22 protein-coding genes and 1 tRNA gene are annotated in these 23,144 nt (G+C 60.9%); 7 read left to right on the top strand and 16 right to left on the bottom strand.

The window, feature by feature from the left end; genetic code table 11:
• Positions 1–138: 138 nt before the first annotated feature.
• The 7 genes from G9X67_RS23025 to G9X67_RS22995 all read right to left on the bottom strand — a co-directional run bounded on the left by G9X67_RS23025 (position 139) and on the right by G9X67_RS22995 (position 8,107).
• Positions 139–1,158 (bottom strand): zinc-binding alcohol dehydrogenase family protein, encoded by a 1,020-nt coding sequence (locus tag G9X67_RS23025; RefSeq protein WP_138332395.1) that lies wholly within the window; start codon positions 1,156–1,158, stop codon positions 139–141.
• 63 nt (positions 1,159–1,221) lie between these two features.
• The gene (locus tag G9X67_RS23020; protein ID WP_138332396.1) at positions 1,222–2,196 is read right to left on the bottom strand and encodes an ABC transporter permease; all 975 of its coding nucleotides are present in this window, start codon (positions 2,194–2,196) and stop codon (positions 1,222–1,224) included.
• Between the two features lie 27 nt (positions 2,197–2,223).
• The gene (locus tag G9X67_RS23015; protein ID WP_138332397.1) at positions 2,224–3,777 is read right to left on the bottom strand and encodes a sugar ABC transporter ATP-binding protein; all 1,554 of its coding nucleotides are present in this window, start codon (positions 3,775–3,777) and stop codon (positions 2,224–2,226) included.
• A 108-nt stretch (positions 3,778–3,885) separates the two neighbouring features.
• Positions 3,886–4,875 (bottom strand): ABC transporter substrate-binding protein, encoded by a 990-nt coding sequence (locus tag G9X67_RS23010; protein WP_138332398.1) that lies wholly within the window; start codon positions 4,873–4,875, stop codon positions 3,886–3,888.
• A gap of 208 nt (positions 4,876–5,083) precedes the next feature.
• Positions 5,084–5,530, bottom strand: coding sequence for an RbsD/FucU domain-containing protein (locus G9X67_RS23005; RefSeq protein ID WP_171599772.1), 447 nt, complete (start codon positions 5,528–5,530; stop codon positions 5,084–5,086).
• A gap of 9 nt (positions 5,531–5,539) precedes the next feature.
• Positions 5,540–6,559: an aldo/keto reductase gene (locus G9X67_RS23000; RefSeq protein ID WP_138388240.1), complete on the bottom strand. Its 1,020-nt coding sequence runs from the start codon at positions 6,557–6,559 to the stop codon at positions 5,540–5,542.
• Positions 6,560–6,604: 45 nt separating this feature from the next.
• Entirely contained in the window at positions 6,605–8,107 is a 1,503-nt protein-coding gene (locus tag G9X67_RS22995; RefSeq protein ID WP_138332401.1) for an altronate dehydratase family protein, read from the bottom strand.
• Between the two features lie 342 nt (positions 8,108–8,449).
• Here G9X67_RS22995 and G9X67_RS22990 point away from each other — a divergent pair, with 342 nt between their 5' ends.
• The 3 genes from G9X67_RS22990 to G9X67_RS22980 all read left to right on the top strand — a co-directional run bounded on the left by G9X67_RS22990 (position 8,450) and on the right by G9X67_RS22980 (position 12,131).
• Entirely contained in the window at positions 8,450–9,349 is a 900-nt protein-coding gene (locus G9X67_RS22990) for a GntR family transcriptional regulator (RefSeq protein ID WP_171599771.1), read from the top strand.
• A 232-nt stretch (positions 9,350–9,581) separates the two neighbouring features.
• Complete coding sequence (locus tag G9X67_RS22985; RefSeq protein ID WP_246705444.1) at positions 9,582–9,872, top strand: hypothetical protein; 291 nt, start codon at positions 9,582–9,584, stop codon at positions 9,870–9,872.
• Positions 9,873–10,130: 258 nt separating this feature from the next.
• A complete protein-coding gene (locus G9X67_RS22980) occupies positions 10,131–12,131 on the top strand; it encodes an ABC transporter ATP-binding protein/permease (protein WP_171599770.1) in 2,001 nt (666 codons plus the stop codon).
• 26 nt (positions 12,132–12,157) lie between these two features.
• Here the strand turns inward: G9X67_RS22980 and G9X67_RS22975 are convergent, their stop codons facing one another.
• The gene (locus G9X67_RS22975) at positions 12,158–12,616 is read right to left on the bottom strand and encodes a MarR family winged helix-turn-helix transcriptional regulator (protein WP_171599769.1); all 459 of its coding nucleotides are present in this window, start codon (positions 12,614–12,616) and stop codon (positions 12,158–12,160) included.
• A gap of 127 nt (positions 12,617–12,743) precedes the next feature.
• Here G9X67_RS22975 and G9X67_RS22970 point away from each other — a divergent pair, with 127 nt between their 5' ends.
• Positions 12,744–13,121 (top strand): nuclear transport factor 2 family protein, encoded by a 378-nt coding sequence (locus G9X67_RS22970; RefSeq protein WP_171599768.1) that lies wholly within the window; start codon positions 12,744–12,746, stop codon positions 13,119–13,121.
• A gap of 138 nt (positions 13,122–13,259) precedes the next feature.
• On the opposite strand, the gene G9X67_RS22965 is transcribed toward G9X67_RS22970, so the two are convergent.
• Positions 13,260–13,511 (bottom strand): hypothetical protein, encoded by a 252-nt coding sequence (locus G9X67_RS22965; protein ID WP_171599767.1) that lies wholly within the window; start codon positions 13,509–13,511, stop codon positions 13,260–13,262.
• Between the two features lie 277 nt (positions 13,512–13,788).
• On the opposite strand from G9X67_RS22965, the gene G9X67_RS22960 reads away from it, so the two are divergent.
• Positions 13,789–14,634, top strand: coding sequence for a methyltransferase domain-containing protein (locus G9X67_RS22960; RefSeq protein WP_171599766.1), 846 nt, complete (start codon positions 13,789–13,791; stop codon positions 14,632–14,634).
• Here the strand turns inward: G9X67_RS22960 and G9X67_RS22955 are convergent.
• From G9X67_RS22955 to G9X67_RS22940, 4 genes are all read right to left on the bottom strand, one after another.
• Positions 14,602–15,144, bottom strand: a complete 543-nt coding sequence (locus G9X67_RS22955; RefSeq protein ID WP_138388223.1) for an AAA family ATPase — start codon at positions 15,142–15,144, stop codon at positions 14,602–14,604. The two genes, G9X67_RS22960 and G9X67_RS22955, sit on opposite strands and share 33 nt — an antisense overlap.
• Positions 15,145–15,229: 85 nt before the next feature.
• The gene (locus G9X67_RS22950; RefSeq protein ID WP_171599765.1) at positions 15,230–15,796 is read right to left on the bottom strand and encodes an AAA family ATPase; all 567 of its coding nucleotides are present in this window, start codon (positions 15,794–15,796) and stop codon (positions 15,230–15,232) included.
• A 47-nt stretch (positions 15,797–15,843) separates the two neighbouring features.
• Positions 15,844–17,334, bottom strand: coding sequence for an MDR family MFS transporter (locus G9X67_RS22945; RefSeq protein ID WP_171599764.1), 1,491 nt, complete (start codon positions 17,332–17,334; stop codon positions 15,844–15,846).
• A 259-nt stretch (positions 17,335–17,593) separates the two neighbouring features.
• Positions 17,594–17,974: a hypothetical protein gene (locus G9X67_RS22940; RefSeq protein WP_171599763.1), complete on the bottom strand. Its 381-nt coding sequence runs from the start codon at positions 17,972–17,974 to the stop codon at positions 17,594–17,596.
• A 724-nt stretch (positions 17,975–18,698) separates the two neighbouring features.
• Here G9X67_RS22940 and G9X67_RS22935 point away from each other — a divergent pair.
• Positions 18,699–19,193, top strand: coding sequence for an ankyrin repeat domain-containing protein (locus G9X67_RS22935; RefSeq protein ID WP_171599762.1), 495 nt, complete (start codon positions 18,699–18,701; stop codon positions 19,191–19,193).
• A 285-nt stretch (positions 19,194–19,478) separates the two neighbouring features.
• On the opposite strand, the gene G9X67_RS22930 is transcribed toward G9X67_RS22935, so the two are convergent.
• Positions 19,479–19,554, bottom strand: a tRNA-Thr gene (locus G9X67_RS22930).
• Positions 19,555–19,676: 122 nt separating this feature from the next.
• Positions 19,677–20,636: a nitronate monooxygenase family protein gene (locus tag G9X67_RS22925; RefSeq protein WP_171599761.1), complete on the bottom strand. Its 960-nt coding sequence runs from the start codon at positions 20,634–20,636 to the stop codon at positions 19,677–19,679.
• A gap of 286 nt (positions 20,637–20,922) precedes the next feature.
• Here G9X67_RS22925 and G9X67_RS22920 point away from each other — a divergent pair, with 286 nt between their 5' ends.
• Positions 20,923–22,107 (top strand): regulator, encoded by a 1,185-nt coding sequence (locus G9X67_RS22920; RefSeq protein ID WP_171599760.1) that lies wholly within the window; start codon positions 20,923–20,925, stop codon positions 22,105–22,107.
• Positions 22,108–22,196: 89 nt separating this feature from the next.
• Here the strand turns inward: G9X67_RS22920 and ppk2 are convergent, their stop codons facing one another.
• Positions 22,197–23,078, bottom strand: a complete 882-nt coding sequence (gene ppk2, locus G9X67_RS22915; RefSeq protein WP_138332411.1) for a polyphosphate kinase 2 — start codon at positions 23,076–23,078, stop codon at positions 22,197–22,199.
• Positions 23,079–23,144: the final 66 nt, after the last annotated feature.

Genomic DNA, 23,144 nt, shown 5'->3' with positions numbered 1-23,144 from the left:
GAGATTTGCCGCGTCCTCGCCGTTCCCTTACGCTGTTGCATGGCAGGCCCCGGTAGGGTGAGGGGCAGCCACAAGCGCAAAACGGACAGCGTGGTATTGAACAGAACTCAGCCGCTTCAGACTGTTCCCGAAATTGCCCTAAGCGCCAACACTGATCACCGCCTTGATCAATCCATTCTTCTCATGCGCCCAACGCGCGAGATCGCGCGGCGCATCGGCAAGCGTCGTGCGGTGGGTGATGAGTTTGTCCACCGGCACCAGCCCTTTGGCGATCGAATCCGCCACATGCTCGAAATCGACGCGGGTGGCGTTGCGGCTGCCGATCACCATCATCTCGCGCTTGTGGAATTCGGGATCGGAGAAGCGGATATCGTCCTTGACGACGCTGACCAGCACCAGCGCGCCGCCATGGGCGACGAAGGAGAAGGCCTTCTCCATCGAAGGGCCGTAACCCGTCGCGTCGAAGACCACGTCGAAACCGTCGCCATTGGTCTTTTCCCGTACGGCCTCCGCCGTCGCCTCGTTGGCAACGATGCCGGCGGTGAAGCCGAAACGCTCCGACGCCATCTGCAGCCGTTCGGTGCTGGTATCGAGCAGCGTCACCTCATGTCCTGCGATGCGCGAGAAGATCGCCGCCCCGAGCCCGATCGGCCCGGCGCCGATGACGAGCGCCCGCGCCCCCGCACCGGTCATCGAACGGCGAACCGCATGGGCGCCGATCGCCAGAAACTCGGTCGTCGCCGCCGCTTCGAGGCTTAAGCCTTGGGCGGCATAGAGGTTCTCAGCCGGAACCGAGATCTCCTCGCAAAAGGCGCCATCCGTATGGACGCCGAGCACCTTGATATTGGTGCAGCAATTCGGCTTGCCCTGACGGCAGGCGACACATTGTCCGCAAGAGAGATAGGGATTGACGATGACGGGCGTGCCGGCCGCCATGGCGACGCCGTCGCCCGCTTCCAGCACCGTCGCCGAGATCTCATGCCCCATCACCCGGGGATATTCGAGGAAGGGATGTTTGCCCTCGAAGATGTGGTAGTCGGTGCCGCAGATGCCGACATGGCTGATGGCAAGCCGCACCCAGCCGGCGGCGGGAGCCGCTGGCGAAGGACGCTCGACGATATCGAGCACGCCGGGCTCCCGGCAAAGAACTGCTTTCATGACGGGTCTCGCATTCCTGGAATGGAGGAAGCCGGCCTGTTCAGGCCGGCTGTCTCTTGTCGCTCAATTGCTCCGGCGGCGGCGCAGCTGGTCGAAGAACACGATCACGATGATCAGCAGACCGGTGATGATGCGCTGCCAGAAGGAGTTGACGTTCAGAAGGTTGGCGCCGTTGTTGATGGTGGCGAGAATGAAGGCGCCGATCAGCGGGCCATGCACCGAGCCGACCGCACCGAACAGGCTGGTGCCGCCGATGACGGAGGAGGCGATCGCCTGCAGTTCCCAGCCGTCGGCCTGCGTCGCATTGCCGATGGCGATGCGTGAGGCGAGCAGCACGCCGACGAAGGCGGCGAAGGAGGCAGACAGGATATAGGCAAGGTAGATCATGCCCTTGACGTTGACGCCGGAAAGGCGCGCCGCCTCGGCGTTCGAACCGACCGCGAAGAGATAGCGGCCCCACCGGCTCAGATGCAGGAAGATGAAGGAGGGAACCGCCACCAGGATGACCATCCAGAACAGACTCGGAATACTGAGCAGATCGGCGCGGGCGAAATTGCTGAAGCCCTCATTGGTGATGTTGATCGTCGAACCGTTGGTGATCAGCAGGCCGATGCCGCGCAGCGATGTCAGGGTTGCCAGCGTGATGATGAACGGCGGCAGGCCCATATGCACGATGCCGAAGCCATGGAAGGCGCCGATCGCCACACCCATGAGCAGCGTCAGCGCGATCGCACCCCAGACCGGCACGCCCGCCTGCAGCAGCCAGGCGATGATCACGGTGCAGAAGCCGACGATGGCGCCGACCGAAAGGTCGATGCCGGCGGTGATGATGACGAAGGTCTGGCCGAGCGCGAGGATCGCCGTCATCGCGCCCTGACGCAGCAGGTTCGAAATGTTGAGCGGTGTCCAGAAGCTCGGGGTGACAAGGCCGAGCACGATCCAGAGGAAGATCAGCAGGCCGATCAGCGTCAGGCCGAACAGGATGTTCATTTTCCGGCGCGGCGGCGGTGCGACGATTTCAGTGGGGGTGGCAGTCATGAATTTTCTCCCTCTTATTCTTTTGGCTCAGACGCCGATCGCTTCGCTGAGCACTTCTTCATGCGTCGCCGCGTGATAGTCATGGCTCGCGACGATTTTGCCGGCGCGGAAGACGTGCAGCCGGTCGGCCAGTTCGTAGACCTCGGGCAGATAGGAGGAGATCAGGATGATACCGGCGCCGTCCTTCAGAAGCTTGGCGAAGAGCCGGTAGATTTCCGCCTTGGTGCCGACGTCGACGCCGACGGTCGGCTCGTCGAAGATGAAAAGCCGGGCGCCATGGCTCAGCCACTTGCCGATGACGATCTTCTGCTGGTTGCCGCCCGACATGCTGGAGGCCGGAACGCGCCGGCTCGGCGTCTTGATGCTGAGATTGCGGATCTGCTGGTCGGCATTGGCCGATTCGCGCGTGTGATTGATCACCGGCCCGTGGCTCAGCCGCCCGAAGACCGGCAGGTTGATGTTGAGGCCGATCGGCAGGTTGAGGCAAAGTCCCTGGTCGCGCCGGCTTTCCGGCGCCAGCGCAATGCCGAGCTCCATGGCGGTGCGTTCGTTGCGGATGTCGACACGCTTGCCCATCCATTCGACATCGCCCGATGTCGTCGGCTGGCGGCCGTAGAGCCCGAGCGCGAATTCGCTGCGCCCTGCGCCGATCAGGCCGTAGAGGCCGACGATCTGTCCCGCCTTGACGCTCAGCGACACATCTTCGAAGCCCGGGCCGGAGAGGCCGTTGACCGTGAGGATCGTCTCGCCGATCGCAATCTTTTCCTTGTGGTAGATCTGTTCGATCGAGCGGTTGATCATCAGCGAGATCAGTTCGGCATCGTTGGTCTCGCCGATCAGGCGCGTGCCGACATGCGTGCCGTCGCGCAGCACCGAGACACGGTCGGCAAGCTCGAACACTTCCTCCATGCGGTGGCTGATATAGACGATGGTGACGCCTTCGCCCTGCAGCCGGCGGATCAGCTTGAAGAGCTGCGCCGATTCCTGGCGGGTGAGATAGGCAGTCGGTTCGTCGAAGATGAGGAATTGGGTGCCGCGCATCGCCGCGCGCGCCGTTGCCACCAGCTGCTGCTGGCCGATCGTCAGCGAGCTCAACAGCGCACCGGCCGGCAGGCCGAAGCCGAGATCGTCGAGCACGGCCTGCGCCATCTTCTCCATCTGCTTCTTGCGCATCAGGCCGAAGCGGTTGACCTCGTCGCCGAGAAAGAGATTGGCGGCGACCGTCAGGTGCCGGCAGAGCACGACTTCCTGGTGGACGGCGTTAATGCCGCGGGCGATCGCCTCGTTCGGCGTCGACAGCCCTACCGGCTGGCCGCACCACAGCACTTCGCCGGCGGTGCGGGTGATGACGCCGGTCAGCAATTTGATCAGGGTGGATTTGCCGGCGCCGTTTTCCCCGACGATGGCGTGGATTTCGCCGGCGAGAAAGGTCAGCGTCGCTGGCTTCAGCGCCTGCACATGACCGTAATTCTTCTGCAGGCCCTTGAGTTCGAGGATAGGCGATCCGGCGGGAATTCGATTGGCTTCTTTCAGCGTCGCACTGTCATCATGGCGATGACTGACCTCTTCCAGTCCGATCATGGGACCTCTCCTCCTTGTGTCGCGTCTGCTCTCCATCCCCCGCAAAACATAGCACGGATGGAAAAAGCCGCGCCGGTTTTTGAAGCCGGCGCGGCCTGTCTGTTTTTGTTACTTGATCTTCGGGTTCAGCAGCGCGTCGATCTTCGGATCGGCCATATTCGCCTTGGTGACGAGGTTTGCACCGGTGTCGACGTTCTCTTCGACCTTCTCGCCCTTGGAGACGGCAAGAGCGGTCTTCACGCCGTCATAACCCATGCGGTAGGGGTCCTGAACGACGAGGCCGGCAATCGCACCATCCTTGAGGAAGCCGACCGTCTTGTCGTCGCTGTCGAAGCCGATGACCTTGATCTTCTCGCCGAGCTTGTTTTCTGCGATCGCCTGGCCAACGCCCTGCGCCATGATCAGGTTCGAGGCGAAGATGCCGACGAGGTTCGGGTTTGCCGTGATCAGGTCGGTCATCATGTTGAGGCCGGTCGTTGCCTGGCCGTCGCCGTATTTGTCGGCAATGACCTTCAGGCCGGGATACTTGGTCTTCACCTGATCCAGGAAGCCTTCGCGGCGCTGTTCCAGCGAGCCGACGCCCGGAAGATTGGTGAGGATGACGATTTCGCCCTCTTCCTTGCCGGTGGCGCCCTTGATAGCGGCGGCCAGGCCGTCAGCGGCGATGCGGCCGCCCTGAACGTTGTCGGTCGTCAGGAACGACTTGAACGCCTTGGAGTCGGCGCCCGAGTCGATGCCGATGATCGGAACCGACTTGGCCGCTTCATCGATCGGCTTGCCGAGCGCCTTGAATTCGGTCGGCGAAATGACGACGGCGGCCGGCTTGCCGGCAACGGCGTTCTCCAGAATGCTGATCTGGCCGTTGACGTCGGATTCGGCCTGTGCGCCGAGTTCCGGCACGTTGACGCCGAGATCCTGACCGGCCTTGCGGGCGCCGGCCAGAACGATCTGCCAGTAGAAGGACGTCGTGTCCTTGACGATGATCGGGATCGTCACGTCGGCTGCAAACGACGGTGCCGGCATCGCCGTGGCGATAACTGCGGCGCCCGCAAGCGCGGTAAAGGCGCGGCGGGACAGAAGGGATTTCACGATGCTCATAAGGGTTCTCCTCTCAGGGTGCGTTCTCCTCCGAATAAATCGGCCGCTGAACGCAGGCGGACGATTTTTATCGATAAAAAACATTTGCCAGGTGAAGCTAGCCGAGGCGCAATCAAATTGCAAGAGCGCCAAACCGGCTTTTTTGCTTTGGTAAACTCCCGCCAAGCAACTGATTTTATTCCAATACAACGATACCCTAAAATAGGGATCAGCCCTTGTCGACCTCGTACGGATGCACAACGCCCTTTTTCAAAATCAGGTTGCCGTACAGCCGGAATTCCGTCGTCGCGACGATGTAAGTGGCCTTGCGGGCCATCGCGTAGAAGGCAAAACGCTCCACCGGCACGATGCGGAAATCGCCGGCATGCTTGGAAACGATCTGCTGGAACTCGGTGCAGACCTCGGGCATCGCATCGGGATCGCCGACCACTTCCATCCGCCACGCCGCTTCCGGCACGAAAGTGTCGAGCGGCATATGCGTCAGGATGGCCTCGGCCATGTCAGTGGCGCTGACGCCGTCGGCGCGAATGACCGGCGGGCCCATCGAGCTCGAGGGAAAATTGGCGTCCGATATGACGATGTCGTCGCCATGTCCCATGGTCTTCAATGCATGGAGCAGGTCGGGGCCAAGCAGCGGATGAATACCCTTGAGCATAATCTCTCCTCAGACTCGGACGGCTTCGGCGCCGAGCGGCGGCGCGACCAGCGTATAGGGTTCGAATTCGGCATAGATCTCGTCGGCAAGCCGCGGCTCGACGATCTCCATATTGCGCGTCAGGCTCGAGGGCTTCGCCGTGCCGATCAGCACCGATGCGACGATCGGCTCACGCAGCGGAAACTGCAGGGCGGGCGCTGCCAGCGGCACGCCGTGGCTCTTGGCGATCGCCTCCATGGCGCCGACCTTGGCAAGCACGTCGTCATCAGCCGGCATATAGTCGAAATGCGAACCCGGCACCGGGCCGGTTGCGAGAATGCCCGAGTTGAAGACGCCGCCGACGACGAGCGAGGTGCCCTTCTGACGGCAGAGCGGCAGCAGTTCGGCGACGGCGGAGCGGTCGAGCAGCGTGTATCGGCCGGCCATCAGGATGCAGTCGAGATCGGAATGGCGCATGACGTCGAGGCAGACGGGCACTTCGTTGACGCCGAGGCCGAAGGCGGAGATCGCGCCAGACGACTTGAGTTCCTCCAGCGCCTTCACGCCGGAATCGAGAAACTGCTTCTGGTGGACCGCGTTCTTCGCTGCGCCATGCGTGTAGACGCCGAGATCGTGCACATAGAGAATATCGATGCGGTTGAGGCCGAGGCGCGCATAGCTGAATTCGACCGAGCGCATGATGCCGTCATAGGAATAGTCGTAATCGGCATCGAAGGAGAGCGGGTCGACATAGCTGTAATCAGGCACGGTGCCTGTCGGCACCGGCCGAAGCAGCCGGCCGACCTTGGTGGAAAGCACGTAACTGCCATCCGGCTGGTCGCGCAGGAAATCGCCGACCCGCCGCTCGGCAAGGCCGAGCCCATACCAGGGCGCCACGTCGAAATAGCGGATGCCGCTATCCCAGGCCGCCTGCAGCGTGTCCATCGCCACCTCGCGCGGACAGGCGCGGTAGAGACCGCCGAGAGCGGCGGCACCGAAACTGATTTCGGTCACCTCCAGCTTGGTCTTGCCGATCCGTCTCGTCTTCATCATGCCTCCTCGCGAAGAACTTGAATTTTTGGTAAAAACAAAAGCTTACAGCGTCGCACCCAGATGCCACGGCACGAATTCATTGTCGCCGTAGCCGAAGAGCTCGCTCTTGGTCTTCTTGCCTGATGCCGTATCGACGATCAGGTCGAAGATCTCGCGGCCCTTGCCGCTGATCGTCGCGTCACCCGTGGCGATCGTGCCGCAATCGATGTCCATATCCTCTTCCATCGAGGCAAAGAGCGCCGAATTGCTGGAAAGCTTCAGCGACGGCGCCGGCCGACAGCCGAAGCAACTGCCGCGGCCCGTGGTGAAGGCGATCATGTTTGCCCCGCCGGCCACCTGGCCGGTCGCCGAGACCGGGTCGTAGCCGGGCGTGTCCATGAAGACGAGACCGGGTGCCGTGACGCGCTCGGCATAACCATAAACCGCCGTCAGCGGCGAACGCCCGCCCTTGGCGACGGCGCCGAGCGACTTTTCGAGGATGGTTGTGAGACCACCGCGCTTGTTGCCGGGCGACGGGTTGTTGTCGAGCGAGGCGCCGTGCAGAGCGACGTAATCCTCCCACCAGGCGATCTTGTCGTCGAGCTTCTTTGCCACCTCGTCGCTGACGGCGCGGCTGCGCAGCAGATGTTCCGCACCATAGATTTCCGAGGTTTCCGACAGGATCGCCGTGCCGCCGGCCGCCGCCAGCAGGTCGGCCGCGACACCCAGCGCCGGATTGGCGGTGATGCCGGAAAAGCCGTCGGAGCCGCCGCATTGCAGGCCGATGATGATCTCACCGATCGACATCGGCACGCGCTTTTCCCTGCCGACATCGGCGGCGATTTCGCGCAGCATGCCCATGGCGCGCTCGACAGCACGGCGCGAACCGCCGGCATCCTGGATGTTGAAATGCCGCTTTGAGGCGCCGGCACCGCTCTGGCCATACAGCGTCAGCTGATTGACCTCGCAGCCGAGGCCGATCATCAGCACGCCGCCGAAATTCACATGTCTTGTATAGCCGGCCAGCGTCCGGTGCAGCACGTTCATGCCGTCGCCGGTCGAACTCATGCCGCAGCCCTGGTCGTGCACGATCGGCACGAAACCGTCGATGCCTTCATAATGCGGCAGGATCGTCCGGTTCGCCTCATCGGCGATTGCCCGGCAGACCGTGGTGGAACAGTTCACGCTGGCGATGATGCCGATATAGTTGCGGGTCGCTGCCCGCCCGTCGGCGCGGCGATAGCCCATGAAGGTGCGCCCCACGTCGTCGGCCGTCGCCGTTTCCGGCGCCGAATTGGCGGTTGCCGCCAGCCGGTCGTTTTCGAAATGCAGGTTGTGGCTGTGCACATGGTCGCCGGCCTTGACCTCGGCCGTGGTGCGGCCGATCGCCTGTCCGTATTTGACCACGGGCGACCCGAGCGGAATATCCGCGATCGCCACCTTGTGGCCGGGGTCGATCTTCTCACGGGTCTGAATGCCGGCAACCGTCGAACCCGGCGCGATTGCCGCCGTTGCGACCGCGACATTGTCACCGGCCGAAAGGATGATCCAAGGCAGTTTGTCCAAGTCTCTATCTCCCTAAAGCATGATACCGAAAAGTGTCAGCGGTTTTCGGACGACATCATGCTCTAACTCTTTAATTTAGAACAGGATTCAGATTTTTAGGCCATCCCACCTAAAATCATCCTGTTCTAGCGAAAGGCTCGCTACATCGGCGAAAGCGCATTGATTTTGTTTTTTATCTACAATAAACATTTTCAAGTCAACGGGAATATTGATCCTGTGGACGAGGGAGGCAATGAGCCGCAGGCGACCGGAAATAAGCTAAAGGTCGTTTGAACAAGCCCCGGTCCGCTCCGTCCTGCTTTGAAGCGGGGCGACGGTCACGAGGGCGGAAAGCGGGGTCTGGTGGCAAGGCAGAATACGGTCTTCAAGGAAGCCTATAACAGGTATGCCGTAGCCCTGCGCACGGATACGGCGCTGCCCTCGGAGCCGGAGATCGCCGCCCAACTCGGCGTCAGCCGCTCGACGGCGCGCGCTATCCTGACGCGGCTGAGCGAAGAAGGCATCATCCGCTGGAACAAGCGCCAGAAGATCGTGCTGCGACAACCCACAGACCATGACCTCTTTCCCTCCGAGGAAACCGACTCCCTCCACGATATCATCGAGCGCAGCTTCATGCAGCGCATCCTTGCCGATGATGCAGCACCCGGCATGCAGATCAACGAGCTGGAGCTGGCCCGCGAGATCGGCACCGGCACGACCAGCGTGCGCGAATTCCTGATCCGCTTCTCCCGCTTTGGCCTCATCGAGAAACGGCCGAACAGCCACTGGACGTTGAAGGGTTTTACCCGCGAATTCGCCCTCGAACTTGCCGATGTGCGCGAGATGTTCGAGCTGCATTCCGCCGCCGAATTCGGCCGGCTTTCCAGGGATAATCAAAGCTGGGCCGATCTTGCCGCCATGCGCGACGAACATCACGCCATGCTTGCCGACATCAACCAGCGCTTCAAGGATTTCTCCGTCCTCGACGAGCGCTTCCACTTGCTGATCCACCGCGCCTCGAAAAACCGCTTCATCGCCGATTTCTACGACGCCATCGCCATCGTCTTCCACTATCACTACCAGTGGAACAAGACCGCCGCGCGCCAGCGCAACGAGCGCGCCATCCACGAACATCTGGATTATATCGCAGCCCTTGAATCCCGTGACCAGGCGGCAATCGAAACCGCCTGCCGCGCGCATCTGCACTCCGCCCGCCAGACCCTGCTGCAATCCCTGCCGCAGGTCGCGACCGAAACCGCCTGAGGTGGTGAGAGCAACTCCAGGAAAGTGTGTGGTTTTATGGAGCGGATGCCAGCCATGGCACGTTTCGGCGCCAAGGGGACATTTATAAATCCGTCATGATATCGACAAAACCTCGGGCTGGTCCGGATGCCGCGTCAAACCTATTGAAACAATCTCCTCGACGCGCATGGTCGACACATCCACCGTTTGGAAGTTGGCGTCAAAATATGATTCAGTGGGAGAGGCAGGCGTCATGGTGACGGCTGCCGGGGCGTCATCGGAATTCAAGGGTATGCTAGAGCAGTTTCGGGCTTGGTCTGTGATTATCGGCCTGACGCTATTTAGTCCTTTGCCGCTGTGCGTTCCGTTGGTGTGGCTGGTTCAAGGAGAGGTGCACGGTAAACAATCCGGCGTACTCAAGGCTGCTGAACAACCGGCGCTATTTTATCTGATCGTCCTTTTCTTTTTCTGCAATGGTTTGATTTGGGCGCATCTCTGCTTGACGGCCGCACTCAGGCGCTTTCGCCTGAGACCAAGACGTTAATCAGAGCAAGAAGGAATTGGCTCGGCGCCAGCCTCTGCCCCTCATCCGGCTGCCGCCACCAACCGCGGTCGAGCCACGGGTCTCGCCCCGTCCTTCGGACGCCCGTAAACTGGGCGAAGGGGATATGCGGCTACCTCCCTATTACCCGCTACGTCCCCTCTCCCCGTTTTTACGGGATGGGTGAGGGGCTGATGTTGTTCGATACGGCGGATGGCAGCCATCATGAAACATTTCGATGTGTAAGCCGTTATCGCGCTTATGGCCGACGCTAAACTCAAACCGAAATCGGTCGACGGCACCGAACCGCACGGTGCCGGAAACTCGCCCCAGGAGACGGCATCGACTGTCGAGGTCATGCCGCCGCCAGATGCCGTCGAGCCCGATCCGGAGTTGACGCCTGAAGAGGCCGAGCAGGCGCGCAAGCGGTATCTGCTCAAACGTTTCTGGATCAGCGCGCGCCGCTACTGGGGCCGCGGTGGCGATAAGTTCGCTTGGCCCTTCTCGATCGGGCTATTGGCGATGATCTGCATGAATGTCGGCTTCCAGTACGGAATCAATCTGTGGAACCGCGGGATCTTCGACGCCATAGAGCGACACGATGCCGGCACCGTCTATTTCCTGAGCGCCGTATTCGTGCCCCTCGTGCTCGGAACTGTAGCCATTGTCACGATACAAGTCGCCGTTCGCATGATGATTCAGCGCCGCTGGCGGTCCTGGCTGACAACAGCCGTCATCGCGCGCTGGCTTGCAAACGGCCGTTACTATCAGTTGAATCTCATCGGCGGCGACCACAAGAACCCCGAAGCGCGCATTTCCGAGGATTTGCGGATTGCCACCGAAGCACCCGTCGATTTCGTCGCCGGTGTCATTTCCGCATTTCTGGCGGCCTCGACTTTCATCGTGGTGCTCTGGACGATCGGCGGGGCCCTGACTCTTCCGATCGCAGGTTCGACCATCACCATTCCCGGCTTTCTCGTCATCACTGCGGTCCTCTACGCGGCGATCACCTCTACTTCGATGGCGGTCATCGGCCGCTATTTCGTCCACGTCTCCGAGGCCAAAAATCAAGCAGAAGCCGAGTTTCGCTACACGCTGACGCATGTCAGGGAAAACGGCGAGAGCATCGCGCTTCTCGGTGGCGAAGAGGAGGAGCGTAACGATCTCGATAAGACCTTCGCCAATGTGCTCAGGCAATGGGCGCTGCTTGCCCGCCAGCACATGCGCACGACGCTCGTGTCGCATGGATCGATGCTGATAGCGCCTGTCGTGCCGGTCCTGCTTTGCGCACCAAAATTTCTCGAAGGCAGCATGACCCTCGGACAGGTCATGCAGGCCGCCTCTGCTTTTGCCATCGTTCAGGGCGCGTTCGGCTGGCTGGTCGACAACTATCCCCGTCTTGCCGATTGGAATGCCTGTGCACGGCGCATCGCCTCGCTGATGATGTCGCTTGACGGGCTGGAGCGCGCCGAACAGAGCGACTCGCTCGGGCGCATCAAGCATGGTGAAACCGAAGGCGAGGCGATGCTCAGCCTCAACGATCTCTCCGTGTCGCTTGACGATGGCACCGCCGTGGTCACGGAAACCCGGGTCGAGATCGAACCCGGCGAGCGGGTGCTCGTGGCCGGTGAATCCGGGTCCGGCAAGAGCACGCTGGTGCGGGCCATCTCAGGTCTCTGGCCGTGGGGTAGCGGTAGCGTCAATTTCCATGCCGACAGGCGATTGTTCATGTTGCCGCAACGGCCCTATATCCCGTCCGGGACGCTTCGTCGCGCCGTCGCCTATCCCGGCGCCGCCGATAGCTGGCCGCTGGATGAGATCAAGTCGGCCCTCGACAAGGTGGGGCTGGATTATCTGAACGACAAGATCGAGGAAGATGCGCCATGGGACCAGACCTTGTCGGGCGGCGAAAAGCAGCGGCTCGCCTTTGCACGTCTCCTGCTGCACCAACCCGATATCATCGTGCTGGATGAAGCAACGGCAGCACTCGATGAGAAGAGCCAGGATAAGATGATGCAGATGGTGATCGATGAATTGCCGGAGGTCACCATCCTCAGCGTCGCGCATCGCGCTGAGCTGGAAGTCTTCCATAGCCGCAAGATCACGCTCGAGCGGCGCGAGGGCGGCGCAAAGCTTGTCAGCGATATCGATCTGATCAAGCGCAAGAGAAAACGGAACTTGCTGTCACGCGTTTTGGAGAAGCGCCGCTCCCCGCCGAAAGGCAGTACGACCTCGAATGAAGGCGGCACAGTCCCCGAATAGAAACTGTCGGTTTGGCCACAAAACCATCAATCACCTGACGAAGGCTCTGCGCTCGCAATTTGATCCAGATTGTCGATTAGCCGCGTCAGCAGATCTGCAAGTTGCTCCGCTTCCGCATCCGTGAACCCAGTCAATGCCTCTTTATTTCCTCGGAACAAGGCGGCAATCGCCTCCGGCATGCTGTGCTGCGCGGTTTTCGTCAGCACGATACGGCTGCTGCGACCGTCAGTCGGGTCGCGTGTCCGCTCGATCAAGCCATCCCTCTCCATGCGTGCGAGCATCTGTGCCATCGGCGGTTGCTCGATCCTGGCATAGCGGGCGAGGTCGCGTTGCGTGCTGGCCTTGCCGTTTTGCAGCGCGACCAGCACAGGCAACTGGCCGACACCGAAGCCGAGCGGTTTAAGGCGTGACTCGCTGAGGCGGGCAAAGCCACGCGCCGCAAGACTGATGAGATGCCCCGGCGTAGAAAGCACGTCGTCGTCCATTCGGCTCACCCCTTGCCTGCGCTTGACCACGAGATATATATGTACGTATGTATATTGGTGTGCGGCATGAGGCAAGGCAGTTTCGATGCCGCACAGCGAATGTATCAATCTCCATCGAGGAAACGACATGTCTCAAAACGACGTCGAAATGATCCAGCGCATCTATGCCAGCTTCAACGCCAGAGACATCGACGCTGTCCTTGCCGTGCTTTCCGATGATGTCGCCTGGGCCAACGGCATGGATGGCGGCCACGTTCATGGCCGTGCAGCCGTGCGCGACTATTGGACACGCCAGTGGGCCGTCGTCAGTCCGCACGTCGAGCCGGTCGCATTCGAGGAAACGCAAGATGGAGCCATAGCTGCCGAGGTGATCCAGTCTGTCTTCGACCTCGATGGCCGGCCGCTGGAAGGGCAAAGCCATGGCCTGAAGGACAAGACCGTGACGCATATCTTCCGCATGGACGGCGACAAGATCGTCCGCTTCGATATCCAGGATGCGCTGTAAGCCCAGCATGCTTTGTAAGCTTGCACTCACTATGCGGGGATGACCGCTCCTGTTGCGACGTGCCATTGTCAGACCCGCCTTTCGGCCGTCGGGGGCCTGGCTTGTGCGTTCAATTCGCGCTTAGCCGGCGGTATCGGTTCAGAGCCTGCGCGCTTCCAGACGCCGCTTGTCGCGCTCGACATAGTTGGAGCCCAGCTCTGTCAGACGGAATTGCCGTTTCTGAAATTCCCCGCGGATCAAGATGAAGCCTTGCTCTTCGGCTTCGCTCAATGTCTTCAGGCTGGTGCCTTTAGGGGGAGACTGCCAAGCCATGCCATCGGCGCTGTGCAGCAAGACCATGATCTTCATAATTTTGTCTCTCCATGGCTGGTGCATACAGCCGGGCTGCATCGCTTCAGCATTCCGCTGGTTCCGCATTCTCGATTTGGCGCCATCCAGGAAAAGCCCATTGATTTAAAAGGATTATTTTTGGCCAATCCGGAGTTTCGCAAAAGCCATTGTATAAAAGCTCCAATAGTCTTGGTCAATTCAATCACTCCGTCCCAACAAGTTTGGTCATGCCTGGCGATTGGCCCGATGGCGCTTATTTGCATTGAATCCCGACATCAGCGGCGCATAGTGTCGACGTTCCCGGCTTTGCCGGTTGAACGGATGGGGGAGCCGGTGCATGTCAGCAAATCTCGACGATATCCGTAACCAGCAACGTGAGACCTGGGACAAGTTTTCCGCCGGCTGGAAGAAATGGGACAGCTTGGTTCTCAGCTGGCTCGCCCCGTTTGGTGACACCATGCTCCGGCGCGCAAACCTCTCCAACGGCTTTAGCGTGCTTGACATAGCCGCCGGCACTGGCGAACCCGGCCTGACGGCGGCGGCAGCAATCCCCGAGGGTCATGTCGTCGTCACCGATCTCTCGGAAAATATGCTGACTGCTGCCGCCGAAAATGCGGCCAGACGTGGCCTCAAAAACTTCGAAACTCGCCTATGCGATGCGGGAGCGTTGCCTTTTGCCGATGCCAGTTTCGACGCCGTTCTGTGCCGGTTCGGGTTTATGTTCTTCCCTGATATCGCCGCCGCCGCCAGGGAGATGGCACGCGTGGCAAAGCCCGGTGCGCGCGTCTGCGCCGCAGTCTGGAGCACTCCTGCCAAAAATTCATGGGCGACCACGATCATGGGCACGATCGCCCGCCACGTGGAAATGCCCTCGCCACCACCCGGCTCTCCGGGCCTGTTCCGCTGTGCTGGAGAAGGCATGATGGTCGAGACCTTCAGAGAGGCGGGCCTTCTCGATGTCGCCGTGGAAGAGGTGTCGGCGATGATGGTGCACGATACCCCGGCGCGCTACTGGGACTTCATGACTGAGGTCGCCGCGCCTGTCGTCGCCGGACTATCCAGGGCAGATGCGGCAACACGGGAGAAAATCCGCGGCGAGGTCCTGGAGCTAGCTCTCCAATCCGTCAGCGATGGCAAGGTTCGCCTTCGCTCAACGGCAACGGTAGTCACAGGCACGCGATAGCCTCAGAATCTCGTCGACAACGACCGTCAGCGGAAGTGTGGCGTCGATGACGACGCCACACTTTGGAATATCCGCTTTCGTTGCATGCAAGCGCACAATCAGCTCCCGTTCGGCAGGCCTTCCGCCAAACTCGTCTTCCGGTCTTAAGGCAAGCCGCCGGTTCAACGTGTCGAGATCGACGTCGAGAACGAAAACCCCGTCAAACACATCGATAAAGCGGGAGAGATTTCGAGAGCCGCCGCAGAAGAAGGAGGTCGCGTTGCGGTGATCGGCGATCACGGATTTGACTTTGTCGACATCCCAAATGTGATGCTCGTGCACCCATGTGACATTGTCCGTCAGGCTCTCATCGGCAAGCCCATCCAGCGGTTCGCCAGATTCGGGATCGCCGACATAAGACAATTCCCGGTCCCCGTGGATGACGTGGTAGCCGCGCCGCTGCAGTTCCTCCGCCACCGTGGTTTTGCCGGTGCCGGAAACGCCTTCGATCAAATAGTTTTTGACGCCCATTTTCGCTCTCGTTGATCCGTTCCATCACGCGGCGCATTCCGGCCGGAGGCAGATCTTCCGCTATCGGCGCGAGGGGCTGCTCTCCTCAGACCCTGCGTCTCGCAACATGATCCCGTATTGCCGCAGCACTTTCCAAGGGCGACATGAAGGTCACATCCAACGTCAGAGCGTGTTGGTGCGGGATATCTAGAACCATAGCCTCTTGGCTTCGATGTCTTGAGGTCTCTACGTCGGTGGTTTTCAAGTGGTCGCGCCGTGCGGGGGACGAAACGCGACGCGCCAATTCTTCTTCGGCACACAGCAATCGCACCGGCACGAAGACCGCGGCGCGCCGTCCGGCGGCGTCGACGAACTGTTGGTACGTCCGCGTGCTCCGCTCATCGCCTTCGACACCGGCATGGGTGAAGATGAAATTCGCCGACGGGCCGCTATAGGCGGTGATTGCATCCAGGACGGCCTGCCGGACTCTTGCCGTGTATTCCCAGACACCCTTAGGCAGCGGAGCGGTCTGATCCTCGTCGAGGAGTCGCAATATCGGGTTGTTGAACCAGTGATTATCAACAATCTTTGCTGATATAAGCGAACCGAGTTCTTTGGCGATCGTCAGCTTGCCCACGCCCGGAAACCCCAAGAGCAACACGAAAACACTCATCGTCCGGCAACCCTCCCAGTGCCTGCGCTTCCATAGGCTGAACCGCTCTAATGCGAAGCCGCCTCGCTTGCGACAGCCGCCCCCTCGCGCTTCTGGCCCGACCCGACCGGGATCAGCCAGGTGGTGAAGAAGGTCAGTACCGCGACGACGACCACGCCCCAGAAGCTCCAGTGCAGGGCCGCATTGAAGACGGCGCGGATCGCCGGATCGGCGGCAAGCGCCGAGAGCCCGGTCGGCTGGTTCAGCGCCGCGTGCAGGCCCGCCGCCGCCTCGCCGCTCGCATAGTGGTTGATGCCGGCATTGAGGATGGCGCCGAGCACGGTGGCGCCGAGCGTATTGCCGAGGCTGCGGGAAAAGATGATCGAGGCCGTGGCGCTGCCGCGCATCGACCATTCGACGCTGTCCTGTACCAGCACGATGCTGGTGAGGCTGATGAGACCCATGCCGAAGCCCATGAAGAACGAGCCGGCGCCGGCAACGATCGGCGAGCTTTCCGGCGTCAGGAACAACAGGAAAGAGGCGCCGAAGGGAAACATCAGGCTGCCGACGCGCAGGGTGCGGCGGATGCCGAAGGCCCTGTAGAAACGGCCGGAAAGCATCACCGCCAACGGCCAGCCGACGACGAGCATGGTCAGCGTGAAGCCGGCAACAACAGGCGAACGGCCGAGCACGCCCTGTACATAGATCGGCAGGATTGTCGAAAGCCCGATCAGCGCCATGCCGGCCAGCAGCGTCGCCGCATTGCTGGTCGCAATCAGCCTTCGGCTCCAGAGCGGGATCGAGATGATCGGCTCCGGCGCCCGCTTCTCCTGGGCGAGGAAGAGCAGGCCCGAGACCACGAAGACGGCGAAAAGAGACAGCAGGATCCAGGCACTGGCATCGGTTTCCGTCAGCATGACGAGAAGTGCTACGATCGAGATCGAAAACAGCACCGAGCCGAGGTAATCGATCTTTGCCTGCTTGTGCGCCACGTCCTCCTTCAGGAAGAGCATGAAGGCGATGATCGAGATGATGCCGATCGGCAGGTTGATCCAGAAGATCCAGGCCCAGGAGATATTGTCGACGATGATGCCGCCGGCCAGCGGCCCGACGACCGCCGATGTCGCCCAGACGGTCGCCATGAAGCCCTGCACGCGGCCGCGCTCCTCGAGCTTGAACAGATCGCCGATGATCGTCGTCGTCACCGGCTGGATGGCGCCGGCGCCCAGCCCCTGCAGCAGCCGGAACAGCACCAGCGACATCATCGACCAGGCGAGCCCGCAGAGCAGCGAGCCGACCAGGAAGATCAGGATGCCGCCGATCAGCACCGGCTTGCGCCCAAAAATGTCGGAAAGCTTGCCGTAGATCACCGTCGTCGTCGACTGCGCCAGCAGGAAGGCCGAAAACACCCAGCTGTAATAGGAAAAGCCGCCGAGCTCGCCGACGATGCGCGGCATCGCGGTCGCCACGATCGTCGCCTCGATCGCCACCATGAAGGTCGCGAGCATGATGGTGGCGACGATAAGCACACGGTTCGAGCGTTGCGCTGCATTCGACATGACGATCCTCTTCGGGTGCTCCGCAGATGCCGGAAATATCGGCAGGCTGGCTGGGTGTGGGGCGATGCGCCGCTTGCGGAGTGATGCCGTCCTTTTACGACCTCAAACCCGGCCGGTAAAGCAGGCCGCGTCCGCTTTCTGGTGGCAGCGGTTGTTTTCGCGTGATGTCAGCGAAGTGGCGTCCGAAAGCGAAGGCCCGGCGCCATTCCGCTCCGGGCCTTTGTTTTGTCAGAAGGAAAGGCGGACAATCACCTCATCCTCATTGCGGGCATGCCTCACTGAGCGAGCCGGTATCCGCGCTTCCGCTGGTGCAACCCGGCGTCTGTTGCAGGTTGGGATTGACCCCGCCGGGATTGATCGTGCTGCGGCCGCTATTGAGATTGACGCCGCCATTGTCGGTCGTGCTGCCGGTGGTGCCGGAATCGGTGCCGACAGACCCTGTGCCCATTACCCCGCTGCCGACAGAACCAGTGCCAGCTGACCCGGCCCCGGCAGAGCCGGCGCCCGAACTCCCCGACCCGCCAATGATCGGCGCCACCGAAAGCCGCCCATTGGCATCCGCACCCCCGGCCGTCTGCGCCATGGCCGAACCGGCCAGACCGATCGAAAGCAGTGATATCGCGATGAACTTGCAGGACATGATTCTCTCCATGCTTGTTGTCTCACGGGAGGAAACCGGCACGGGGGTGGCATTGTTCCTGTCGGGGTTGCGGTTTTCACGGTCGTTTGATTGGAACAGGGCAGGCCGGTTCCAGGCCATTATATTGGATAAGTTCCCGCGATGATTGTTTTATTTTCGGCGACTGTTATCGTTGCCTTTCAATACTCAAGGTATCCATCTTTGCCGTTTCATCGATTCATTGCTGTTTGTCTTGCTCTGCTGGTTGTAACACCTGCCCTTGGCCGCCGATTGATAACGGTCGATAACCGCTTTGCCTGACAGGCAAGAGACAGGATGCGGACGCCGCGTATTTAGGGGGCAATTACGCGGCGATCGATACCGGAAATAGCGGGACAAACAGAGGCGCAGATGACGGACGAATACACAAGGAAAATGCTAGGCAATCTGGAAGCAGCCGTCCACTGCCACACAGCGATACAGCTTAACATCCTTCGGCGCCTGCTGATGAATGGCATACTCTTAAAGCCAAGATGCCACTGAACTGCCGGACGATGCTCTTGCGGACCTGGAGAGACTGCAGACCAAGGCATATCCGCACGAACACTGGATTTATGAGCTTGCCAGAGGTCACGTCGAAGCACGCTTCCAAGCATTGGCGAGGGCATCGAGAGAACGTAGCGTGTGCGAACAATGTCCCTCCAGACTGGAGGAGAGCGATGATAGAGAACTTCAACGTACTCCCATGAACGATCAGTCAAAGATTGAGCATTTCATTGAGCGAATCGTGGCCGGCGCTTCACAAGCTCAGCTAGAAATCGAGTCCAAGGAACTCGACTTGAACAAAGTCGGCATACATGGTCGAACACCGCTCATGGTCTCGGCAGCTGAAGGTTTGCTTGCAGCGGTTGAGACGCTAGTGCGGAACGGTGCATCAATACACGCGATTGGTCGTGGTGAAATGACGGCACTGCACGAGGCATCTGCGAATGGCGAAGCAGCCGTTGCAAACTACCTACTATCCCTTGGCGCAGACGTAAACGCCGAGACGGCCGATGGCGTGACCCCGCTGATGTGCGCGGCCGCCTGGGGAAACACCGAAGTTGCAAAGCTATTATTGGAGAACCATGCGGACCTGACAAAGACCGATCGCACCGGTGCAACCGCCGCCGATATCGCACGCGAGAAGGGAGAGGACGATGCCGCGGACCTGATCAACTCATACTTGTCGCGTGCATAGTCTTCTGAAAGCACACTTGCCGCAAAGGGACTTGAGATTGCCCCAGTTTTGTGATTGTGGCCATCTCCGACCTTTAACTACCTTTGGCGTGGTAAGCGCGGAAGCCGCTTATTGTGATGCGAGAGGAGTCCAAGTCGCTCAAAATCTTTCGCCATCTCGCCTCAACTTCGTCACCTCGCCAAGTTGTGAACAGGCGACTATCGACCGTTAACAGGTGGACTAAAGGGGATTGAACACTTTAGGAAAGGGAGATAACGCTGCAAAATCAGCGATTTATCAAATAAATGGTGCCGCTTGCAGGACTCGAACCTGCGACCCCATCATTACGAATGATGTGCTCTACCACCTGAGCTAAAGCGGCGTTTCACGGCCGAAGCATGCGGCCTGCGATTTGCATGGCGCTGATACAGCCATTGTTGGAAGATTTCAAGCACCCTGTCATGGCTTTGGCAAAAAAGAGGGGAGGGGCCAAGAAGGCGCGCCTCAGAGCGCCAGCCGGGCACGCGCCGCCTGGTATTCGGCCTCCAGCCGGTCGACGAGTTTGGCCACGGGCTCGACAGCCTTGATGGCGCTGATGCCCTGGCCGCTGCCCCATATGTCCTTCCAGGCCTTGGCGCCGCCGACAGCCTGCTCGAAATCCATCTTCGAGACATCGGCAAGCGGCAGGTTGTCCGGGTCCATGCCGGCAGCCACGATCGAGGGCTTGAGATAGTTGCCGTGCACGCCGGTGAAATAGTTGGAATAGACGATATCGCCAGCGGCCCCTTCGACGATCGCCTGCTTGTAGGCGTCTGCGGCGCGGGCTTCTTGCGTTGCGATGAAGGGCGAGCCGATATAGGCCATGTCGGCGCCCATCGCTTCTGCGGCAAGGATCGCGCCGCCGGTGGAAATCGCGCCGGCCAGCAGCAGCGGCCCGTCGAACCATTCGCGGATTTCCTGGATCAGCGCAAAGGGCGAAAGCGTGCCGGCATGGCCGCCGGCGCCGGCAGCGACCGCAATCAGCCCGTCGGCGCCCTTGCGGATCGCCGAATGGGCGTGGCGGTTGTTGATAATGTCATGCAGCACGATGCCGCCATAGGAATGCACGGCGGCGTTGACCTCGGGCACGGCGCCGAGCGAGGAGATGACGATCGGCACCTTGTATTTGACGCAGAGCGTAAGGTCGTGCTCCAGCCGCTTGTTCGACATGTGGACGATCTGGTTGACGGCAAAGGGGGCGGCTGGCCGTTCCGGATGGGCGGCGTCGTGGCGGGCGAGTTCCTCGGTAATCTCCGCCAGCCATTCGTCGAGCTGGCTTTCCGGCCGGGCGTTCAGTGCCGGAAACGCCCCGACGATGCCGGCCTTGCATTGCGCCAGCGTCAGCGCTGGATGCGAGATGATGAACAGCGGCGAGCCGATGACCGGCAGTCTCAATCTGTCCTTGAGGATCGGGGGCAGGGCCATGGTTCACCACTTCCATTGACGTTTACGAAAACGTCAATCTCATAACAGAGATGAAAAGGCGATAAAAGAGCGGCTGCCATGCCTTCGTCGATTTCGGCCCGAATATATACGTCCGAGAAAGCTAATAGAATAAGGCCGGTGAGCGGTGAAACCTGCCGATATCCCCGCCGATCGACCGCGGCCGGGCCTGCAAGGCTTGCGGTTTGCCGCACTTGCCGCTACCGAATTTTGATGGAGAACGGCAGGGATTGCAGTCCGATGCCGAATTCAAGGTGAAGGACTGAATGTGAGCGGATTAGAAACGGCCATCAGAACAGCGCTCGAGAATTCCGATCGCGATAATCCGGAGGTTCGAGCGAGGATCTATCAGTCGGCCCGCCAGGCGCTGGAAGCCGGGCTGCGCAAGCAGGACATCACCGACACCGAGGTCGTCGCCCATCACCGCCACCGCCTGGAAAGCACCATCCACGCCATCGAAGGCGAGGAGCGTGACCGTCTTCACCCCCGCCAGAGGCCGCCTGAAGTGCCCGTGCCGCCGGTCGTGGAAATGCCGGCGCCACCGGTTCATCAAGCCGAAGCCGATGCGTTCGACGGCCCCGTCGTATCAGGGGAGACCCGCGCGCCCGAGCTTATGCATCGCGGCGACGAGTCCAGCCTCGACGACGTGCATGCCGGCAATGCCGATCATCTGGCTGCCGCCCCCGTCGGTGAAGAACGCCTTGCCCGCGGTCAGCGCGCCACCAATATGGATTTCCGCCCGGAGCGGGCGGCGGGCCGCCGCAAGCCTAGAAAATTCTTTTCGAGACTGCTCGTCTGGTGCGTCCTGCTGGCCTTCATCGGCATCGGCGCCTGGTGGGCGCATACGTCTGGCCTGCTGATGACGGCGGCCGAGCGCGACACCAGCGTTGCCAATCCGCCGGCAAGCACTCAGCCGGAGGATTTTACCGGCAATGATGAGAGCGCCGGGAATGCGGGCTCTCACACCGATCAGCCGGTGACCATCGATCCGCAGAACAGTTTCTCGGCCGATTGGATCCCGCTGTTCAAGCCTGAGGACGCCGACAAGATCCAAAGCGGCCCGCGGGCGCGCACCGAAAAAATCGTCGAGAATGACGGCCCCGCCGTCCGGCTGATTTCCGAAAGCGGTGCCGCCGATGGCAATATCTCGATCAGCGTGCCGCCGTCGGTGCTGCAGCAGCTGGCCGGCAAATCCTCGACGATCGCGCTGACGCTGCAATCCACCACCGACGAGCCGACGCAGATCACCGTCGAATGCAATTTCCAGACGCTCGGCAATTGCGCCCGCCATCGCTTCAACGTCACCCGGGAAAAGTCGGATGCGCTGCTACAGGTGAAGTTCGACCGCTCACTCGCGCCGAATTCGCCGGGCACGCTGACGATCAACAGCGATCTCGACGGCAAGGCGCGCGGCATCAATCTCTTCGCCATCCGCATCCTGCCGGGGCAGTAAGGCCGGTCCCGGCTGAGCCGGTGACCCCGGTCCCGGCTGAGCCGGTGACCCCGGCTTCGATTTCAGGAGGCCAGCCTGTTCCGAAAGCTCTATTTCAGAAAGCCAGGCCCTGAGCCGATGATCTCCGCGTCGACCGTGCCGAGCGCCTGTTTGTCCTTGCCGTCATAATCCATCTTGTTCAGCATGTGACGGATGATTTCGAGGCGCGCCCGCCGCTTGTCATTGCCGTGGATCACCGTCCAGGGCGCGAAATCCGTATGGGTTTCCTTCAGCATCCGGTTGCGCTTGTCGCTGTAGTCGTCCCATTTCGTCAGCGCCGCGATATCCATCGACGACAGTTTCCAGACTTTCAGCGGATCGTGCCGGCGGTCGTGGAAACGTTTGAGCTGCATCTCGCGGCCGATATCGAGATAGAATTTGAAGAAGAAGATGCCCTCATGGGCGATGATCTTTTCGAGTTGCGGCGCCTGTTTGAGGAAATCCTCATATTGCTGCGGCGTGCAGAAGCCCATGACCGGCTCGACGCCGGCGCGGTTGTACCAGGAGCGGTCGAACAGCACGAATTCGCCAGCTGTCGGAAATTGCGCGACATAACGCTGGAAATACCATTGTCCCTGCTCGCGGTCGGTCGGCTTGGTCAGCGCCACCACCCGCGCAAGGCGTGGGTTCATATTCGCCGAGGAGGCCGAAATCGCGCCGCCCTTGCCGGCAGCGTCGCGCCCTTCGAACAGCGCCATCACCCGCTTGCCGGTCGCCTGCAGCCAGAACTGCACCTTGACGAGTTCGATCTGCAGCTTTTCCAGCTGCTCCAGATAGTCCTCTTCCTTGAGCTTCTTCTTGTGGGGAAAGTTGCCGGATTCCAGCGCGCGTTCGTCCACCCAGGCCGGCAGGGTGGGATCGTCGACATCGAAGATCCGCTTCTTCCCGCGGATATCCAGCTCCACGGCCCTGTTTTCGACGTCCTCGTCCATATCAGCCTCCACCGCCCGATCGCTTCTCTTCCCGCAAGCGAACATATTTACCGTTGAAAATCAAAT

The sequence above is a fragment of the Rhizobium sp. WYCCWR 11152 genome (assembly GCF_013087615.1).
Lineage (GTDB): Bacteria > Pseudomonadota > Alphaproteobacteria > Rhizobiales > Rhizobiaceae > Rhizobium > Rhizobium indicum.
This window is presented reverse-complemented; position numbering and strand designations above follow the sequence as displayed.

Excerpts from the sequence above, each read along its gene's own strand:
- G9X67_RS23025 (WP_138332395.1), bottom strand. The coding sequence starts at position 1,158 with ATGAAAGCAGTTCTTTGCCGGGAGCCCGGCGTGCTCGATATCGTCGAG.
- G9X67_RS23020 (WP_138332396.1), bottom strand. The coding sequence starts at position 2,196 with ATGACTGCCACCCCCACTGAAATCGTCGCACCGCCGCCGCGCCGGAAA.
- G9X67_RS23015 (WP_138332397.1), bottom strand. The coding sequence starts at position 3,777 with ATGATCGGACTGGAAGAGGTCAGTCATCGCCATGATGACAGTGCGACG.
- G9X67_RS23010 (WP_138332398.1), bottom strand. The coding sequence starts at position 4,875 with ATGAGCATCGTGAAATCCCTTCTGTCCCGCCGCGCCTTTACCGCGCTT.
- G9X67_RS23005 (WP_171599772.1), bottom strand. The coding sequence starts at position 5,530 with ATGCTCAAGGGTATTCATCCGCTGCTTGGCCCCGACCTGCTCCATGCA.
- G9X67_RS23000 (WP_138388240.1), bottom strand. The coding sequence starts at position 6,559 with ATGAAGACGAGACGGATCGGCAAGACCAAGCTGGAGGTGACCGAAATC.
- G9X67_RS22985 (WP_246705444.1), top strand. The coding sequence starts at position 9,582 with ATGGTGACGGCTGCCGGGGCGTCATCGGAATTCAAGGGTATGCTAGAG.
- G9X67_RS22980 (WP_171599770.1), top strand. The coding sequence starts at position 10,131 with ATGGCCGACGCTAAACTCAAACCGAAATCGGTCGACGGCACCGAACCG.
- G9X67_RS22975 (WP_171599769.1), bottom strand. The coding sequence starts at position 12,616 with ATGGACGACGACGTGCTTTCTACGCCGGGGCATCTCATCAGTCTTGCG.
- G9X67_RS22970 (WP_171599768.1), top strand. The coding sequence starts at position 12,744 with ATGTCTCAAAACGACGTCGAAATGATCCAGCGCATCTATGCCAGCTTC.
- G9X67_RS22965 (WP_171599767.1), bottom strand. The coding sequence starts at position 13,511 with ATGCAGCCCGGCTGTATGCACCAGCCATGGAGAGACAAAATTATGAAG.
- G9X67_RS22960 (WP_171599766.1), top strand. The coding sequence starts at position 13,789 with ATGTCAGCAAATCTCGACGATATCCGTAACCAGCAACGTGAGACCTGG.
- G9X67_RS22955 (WP_138388223.1), bottom strand. The coding sequence starts at position 15,144 with ATGGGCGTCAAAAACTATTTGATCGAAGGCGTTTCCGGCACCGGCAAA.
- G9X67_RS22950 (WP_171599765.1), bottom strand. The coding sequence starts at position 15,796 with ATGAGTGTTTTCGTGTTGCTCTTGGGGTTTCCGGGCGTGGGCAAGCTG.
- G9X67_RS22945 (WP_171599764.1), bottom strand. The coding sequence starts at position 17,334 with ATGTCGAATGCAGCGCAACGCTCGAACCGTGTGCTTATCGTCGCCACC.
- G9X67_RS22940 (WP_171599763.1), bottom strand. The coding sequence starts at position 17,974 with ATGTCCTGCAAGTTCATCGCGATATCACTGCTTTCGATCGGTCTGGCC.
- G9X67_RS22935 (WP_171599762.1), top strand. The coding sequence starts at position 18,699 with ATGAACGATCAGTCAAAGATTGAGCATTTCATTGAGCGAATCGTGGCC.
- G9X67_RS22925 (WP_171599761.1), bottom strand. The coding sequence starts at position 20,636 with ATGGCCCTGCCCCCGATCCTCAAGGACAGATTGAGACTGCCGGTCATC.
- ppk2 (WP_138332411.1), bottom strand. The coding sequence starts at position 23,078 with ATGGACGAGGACGTCGAAAACAGGGCCGTGGAGCTGGATATCCGCGGG.